4 protein-coding genes and 1 pseudogene are annotated in these 6,257 nt (G+C 37.8%); 1 reads left to right on the forward strand and 4 read right to left on the reverse strand.

What is annotated here, in order from left to right; all coding sequences use genetic code 11:
• Window positions 1-899: pseudogene (locus D5F11_RS25475) on the forward strand (IS110 family RNA-guided transposase); the annotation flags it as partial.
• Between the two features lie 221 nt (window positions 900-1,120).
• Here D5F11_RS25475 and D5F11_RS25480 read toward each other — a convergent pair.
• From D5F11_RS25480 to D5F11_RS25495, 4 genes are all read right to left on the reverse strand, one after another.
• A complete protein-coding gene (locus D5F11_RS25480) occupies window positions 1,121-1,921 on the reverse strand; it encodes a CPBP family intramembrane glutamic endopeptidase (RefSeq protein ID WP_120119575.1) in 801 nt (266 codons plus the stop codon).
• A gap of 189 nt (window positions 1,922-2,110) precedes the next feature.
• Entirely contained in the window at window positions 2,111-2,704 is a 594-nt protein-coding gene (locus D5F11_RS25485) for an ABC transporter permease (RefSeq protein WP_126646690.1), read from the reverse strand.
• Complete coding sequence (locus D5F11_RS25490) at window positions 2,655-4,688, reverse strand: FtsX-like permease family protein (protein WP_126646691.1); 2,034 nt, start codon at window positions 4,686-4,688, stop codon at window positions 2,655-2,657. The genes D5F11_RS25485 and D5F11_RS25490 overlap by 50 nt, the downstream gene beginning before the upstream one ends.
• 10 nt (window positions 4,689-4,698) lie before the next feature.
• Window positions 4,699-5,388 (reverse strand): ABC transporter ATP-binding protein, encoded by a 690-nt coding sequence (locus D5F11_RS25495; protein WP_120119577.1) that lies wholly within the window; start codon window positions 5,386-5,388, stop codon window positions 4,699-4,701.
• Window positions 5,389-6,257 lie beyond the last annotated feature (869 nt).

The following is a 6,257-nucleotide window of genomic DNA, read 5'->3' on the forward strand; positions in this document are numbered from 1 at the left end:
AACTGTACTATAAAGAGGAATTAGAGCCTTATAAAAAACGGGGAATTCAATTACTAAATCTACGTAATCTTACAAGACAGCATGAAAATATTACGGCTTTAGTTGTGCAAAGCAAACTCCAATTTCAGGCAGTATTAGATCAAGTATTTCCTGAATACAGTAAGGTTTTTGGAAGTCTGTACTCAGATGTTTCTTTACTGACTCTACAAGCATTTCCTACTTCTGAAGAGGTTTTGAAAGCTGATTGTGAAACATTGGCAACTAAAATAAAAGAATTCTGTAACACTCGTTCACTACAATGGGCAAAAAAACAGGCCGAAAAATTATTAGCTGCCGCAGAACAAAATCCATTTCAAAAGAATTCATATTCAAGTCTAATACTAGGCCTAGATATGTATATTCAAATGCTTCTTGGATACAAAAAACATCTATCCATGCTTGAGGATGAAATAGATGCTTTAGCGAAAAGTATTGAAGAATATGAGATTATCCGTTCAATCCCCGGCATTGGTGAAAAAATCGCCGCCACGATTATCGCCGAAATTGGGGAGATTGAAAGATATAATCACCCTAAGAAGATAGTTGCTTTTGCAGGCATTGATCCAACTGTCTTTGAATCTGGAACATTCAAAGGTACTCAAAATCGTATTACCAAAAGAGGTTCAAGCAGACTTAGGCAAACTTTATAAATGGCCGTTAAATGTGCCATTCGTGACTGTCGCAAACAAAAAACGACGGACGAAATCATCCCACGCAACAAGCGATTACGTGCCTTTTATGACAAAAAACGCGCGGAAGGAAAGCCGTATAAAGTAGCCTTAATTGCGTGTGCTAATAAGCTCTTACACTGGATTTATGCACTTTTAAAAAACAAAACTACATTCCAAGATTTAGCTTGATTTAACAATATTACTAAATAAACCAAGGCTTTCCAAATGCAATATTTGGAGGGTTATTTGGCATGCTCAAATTTAGTATAACATGAAACNAATAAACCAAGGCTTTCCAAATGCAATATTTGGAGGGTTATTTGGCATGCTCAAATTTAGTATAACATGAAACTTTTTAAGTTTTCATTGAAAAATGTTGACAACTATTAGCTGGTTTTATGGAAGTGTACTTATTTGTAATTTTGGCCTACTCTTTTTCTTAATACGAACAAGTATGTAATTAAAATTAAATTAACAACTAAGACGATAATACTGCCCTCAATTTTATATATGCCACCTGAGATTAATGTATTTCCTTGAAACGTACTGTCTAAAAGATTTGGATAATCACTTGCCACGGAAATGCCACCCAATATAATTGCTCCAACTATATTCCAAATAAAGTGAGCAATTATGGGTGCTATGATTGTTCCTGTGTATTCCAATAATAATGTTATAAATACACTCATTGAAACAACATTTAATACTGGTAAAATACCTGCTTCAAATGCTCCACCGTGCATCGCAGTGAATAATATAGTCGTTAAAACAGTTGCCACAACAACATTATATTTTTGCTTCCATAATTGATACAAATAGCCTCTAACCAACAATTCTTGCATTGCAACGTTCAACAACAATGCCAAAATCCAAATCCATATGTGGTCAATATTGTTTTGACCTTGTAAACTCATTGTTTTTGTAAGTAAAAGAACAGCAACGACACTACCCAGCCATAAGACACCTATTACAACACCTGTTAGGGAGTTTCTAAAGAATCTTGAACCTATGGAGACCTGAACTTTGCCCTTCTCTATTACCAAAACAAAAATAATAGAGAATAAAATAACTACTACAAGTGGGGTAAATTCCCACCATAGTCGTAATAATGCCTGGTTTTTTGTTTGTAGATCAGGCGTAAAAGAAATTAAAATTGCCCATCCTATAAAAAAGACAACAGTTTTTAAAATTGTACTGATCATTTTTTTCATTAGATCCCTCTTATCCTACCAAAATAAACTGTTCTGCTATCTGGCCCTTTTCTTGAAGATTGGACTTCAATTTTTATTCCAGAATGGCGCCCGATTGTGGAATATCTTCTGGTATTTTAAAGGTAAATCCTTTTGTTTGTCCTCATCCAATTTAAAATGTGCTTACAAATTTTCTTCTACACCTTGAAATCATCCCTTTAGCCCCATACTAGGATTAATTTTTATTATTTTCCTCGCAGGGATAGCGGCACTAATGACACCTACAATAACTGGAACAATTAAACATACTACAAATATCCACCATTCATTCCACGCTATTGTTTTATACATAAAATGCAAAATTACGATACTGAATATCACTCCCAAAACCCCGCCCAAAAATCCGATAACGGCCCCTTCCATATAAACCATCTTTCGGATTGTACGGTCTTTCCAGCCTAATGCTTTGTACAGGGAAATTTCCACATTTCTTTCCTTGATGTTTTGCCACATCACTTCCGACGTCGTTAAAATGGAAATGAGGAAACACATGCCTACCGAAAAATAATGGGGAGCTTTCACATCCATAGAGACATATTGGCCAAGCCATGTGGTGAATAATACCCCATTCAATTTTAACGATACGGTGATGAATACGATGAGCAGCCCGCTGGGCAAGCCTATTGTAAAAATCATCAGCAGATTCCGAAGCCATCTGCTAAATATAGCATTGACCTGAATGCCAAGCATTTCTTTAACCGGAACAATCCTTGCTTTTGAGAGACTGATTTCCCCTTCTTTCATGACTTCCACAGGGTGGATTTTTTTTCACAAATAAGCTGGGTAATAACGCCCCCATCAAATAAATAAACAAAATGCCTCCTGAAACGACAAGGAGCTTGTATAGGGAGAGCGTGCCAGGATTGTATGCACGTATGATAAGCAGGACAATCATTGTAAATAGGGCAACCATGAATCCTACGAAAACGGACTCCAAAATCATCAATGACTGGATTTTCGTATTTTTCCAGCCTAATGCTTTTAATATGGCAAATTCCTTCTTCCTTGAGAGATAGGAAACCAAATTAACAGCAAATACATACATTACTGCAACGATGATCAGACATGCGACCAGTCCTGAATACCCCAACTTGGTCTCATTGAAGATATTGATGGTCGTTCCTTTTTTAATCCAAGGCTGTTCAATCCATCCTAGTTTAGACTCTTTATTGGTTTCGGGTATATGGATCAATACAGGCTGGGGAGAAGAACCTAAAGTAATATCTGCTTTTAACCCGGTCAGCGTTTCAATTTTCTCAGCCACTTCTTCAAGCTTCTTTTGGCTGTCCTGCGACAGTTGGCTAACCCCCTCCACCTTTATTCGGATAGCAGAGATAGGCTTATCCCCCATAATCTCTTTCGCACCGTTTATGGTCGTCAGCATCACTGGCGGCTGCATGATATATCCGAATGGATTCGAGGTGGCGGTCACATTTTTCGGTGGATTGACCGGGTTCCCCTTTTCATCCAGCACATATTTGGCAGTTGGTAAACGGTATGTTTCCATCGGCAGTTCATTGGTTGGATCCATTGTCAAATTCAATTTGGAAGGATCGTAGAATCCCACCAGATTAGGCACAATCCTCGGAACATCAATCATTAACATATCTTTCGCATAAAATTCAGGTTTTCTATATAGGTTATAAAAAGCCAGAAACTCATCTGTTACGTGTTTTTCTGTTTTGATTTCATATGTCAGGCTCCATTGATTTTCAAAAGGGCTTTCTACCTTTCTGTATAAAAGAGGGCTTGGCTTTTCTTGGAGAAGGCTCTCAAGAGAATCGATTCCGTAGTTGTTTCCGAAGGAGATGTTTTCCATTAACTGTTTATGGTTGTCCTTGGTGGTAAATTTGTATGTCCGTTTATTTGAGGCAGCGACTGTTTCTAAGTACTTTTCCCCTCCATTTTCAACAATTTCCTGAATGGTCTTTTCCGCTTCAGTGTTATTTTGAAAATCGAGGTCCAATTTGGAAATCGTATATACATATTTTTGGTTAGCATAGGAACGATTGCTTAATAAAATAGGAAGGTTGATCTGTTTAAATCCCATCTCCGGATTAATGCTTGTTGAAACAGGAGCGTCCGGCTTCAGATAAGCACTCTCGCCATCCTTGATGACCGCTTTATCCAACCCTACAAGTCGGCTCTCCTCATCCGGGTCGATAGCAGCAATTAAGACGTTACTTGAATTATACAGAGTTAACCCTAATTGCTTTTGGTAATTAATCAGCCCATATTCATGGTATTCGTTAGGAACTACATAACCAACTGTATAAAAAGAAGTATAATCTTGTTTGTAGTCTTTAATCCCATCACTCTCAACCATAGAATAAGTAAACTTATAAATTCCTGGTTCCTGCAAAAATACTTCCTGAAATTTAGTGGCATAAGAGGCGTAGCCAATCATGCTGATGGGTGCTGCGACGGAAACTCCTTCGATTCCTTTGATTTTCTCCCACTCTTCTATGGAAATGCCTCCGGACAGCCCGCTCAAATAGTTGGGATCCAGTAAATCATTTGCAGCTTCCTCGTCGGCTGCATCCGGCCGGACCACAATGTCATAGGATGTCCGCCATTTCTCTTCGAGCGTATGAATAATCGTTCCTTTATTCGTTTCAGAAAGCCCCACTAATATGCTCAGTCCCGAACTGATTAAAAGGGCTCCAATGATCAATAAGGCCAATTTGTCCTTTTGTCTTAAGATGTTTTTAATGATATAACTTAACATTATGTAATGATCACCTGCCTTTTAAAAGATCCTGGCGCAACATTCCGTCTTTTAACTCAATCACACGGTCTGTTTTAGCTACCAAGGAAGGGTCATGGGTAATGATGATCAAACCGCACCCTCTCTCTTTTTTTATTTTAAAGAGCAGCTCATATATCTTTTGACCATTAACGGAATCCAGGTTCCCTGTCGGCTCATCTGCGAGAATCCAATCCGGATTTGTCGCCAAAGCCCTTGCAATGGCGACCCTTTGCTGTTGGCCGCCGGATAATTGTGAAGGAAAAGCATTAGCTTTATCCTTCAACCCTACCGATTCCAACACTTCCAGACCTCTTTTTTCCTTATCAAAATTCACCCTTTGATGAAGCAAGGGGATGAGGATATTTTCGTGTGCGGTACGGTTCGGCAGCAGATGAAATTGCTGAAACACAAATCCAATGTTTTGGCTTCTTATTTCAGCGAGTTCGTCAGAATTTAAATATGATATGTTTTGATTGTCGTAAAAAACATCCCCAGATGTCGGCGATTCTAATGTACTGATTATATTCAACAGCGTCGATTTGCCAGAACCAGAAGTACCCGTTATTAAGGTTACTTCTTCACAATTGAAGTCTAGTGTTATATTTTTTAACGCAGAAAAGCTGTTATCTCCTTCTCCGTATGATTTGGTCACATTTTCAAGACGTATCATTGTATACATGTTTGTATCACCTTCAAATTTGCAGTTTAATTGAAGTAAGATAAAAAGGTGCTCAATTAGAAGAACACCTTTTTATAAAATAATGTAGTAATAATATTAATCATAAAAGATAAAATTTGGGATCGTTTTTTAGAACATTCAAATATGTTAAACGATGACCATTATTATGTCAACGAAATATCTGTTGTCCGACTTGTGTGTAGTAGAGATTGCGAAAGAGGTTAGGTTAAAAACAGTTCCTTCTCTTATTCCACAATCTTGCCCGATTATGGCACAACCTTGTTCAAGTATCCGCCCTTAATGGCATAAGTAAGACTATTTTAATTTGGAAACCAGTAATAGTAGCTTAATATTAAAATGCTTATTATCATTATGATTCCAAAGTTTTTCCGCGGTTTTTCAGCAGGGTAACTTCCGCCAAAGAAGAAATACAGTGAGCCAAGAACAAAAATTATATAAGCTATTATTTTTAGAAAAAAGTCCATCGTGCCTCCTTATTTCTTTTTTATTAATTTATTCGAAGGTCTTGTTCTAATGTCCTTTCTTATTAAAGAAAATGGCCCGATCGTATTATAAGGTTAGCCAGATATTTCTGGTTGAACATTTTTTATATCGATATATGATTACTGTAGCCGGGGTAGAACGTATGGCCCGTGGGACAAAGATCCCGTCCGCAAAACAGTTCACCCCCTACTTGTAGAAACATGTTTGAGGCTGGTTGGGACTAAGATCTCGTATAACAAGCGAAGCTATTACACTACAGGAAGGGTTAGGGGTACCGGTAATTATTTTTGGAGGATGAATTTGAATGAATCCAGTCATTGGTCTGGATGTAGCAAAAGGTGAAAGCCAGGTTCAAGCATACCTGG

The sequence above is a fragment of the Siminovitchia terrae genome (assembly GCF_003605405.2).
Classification (GTDB): domain Bacteria; phylum Bacillota; class Bacilli; order Bacillales; family Bacillaceae_C; genus Siminovitchia; species Siminovitchia terrae.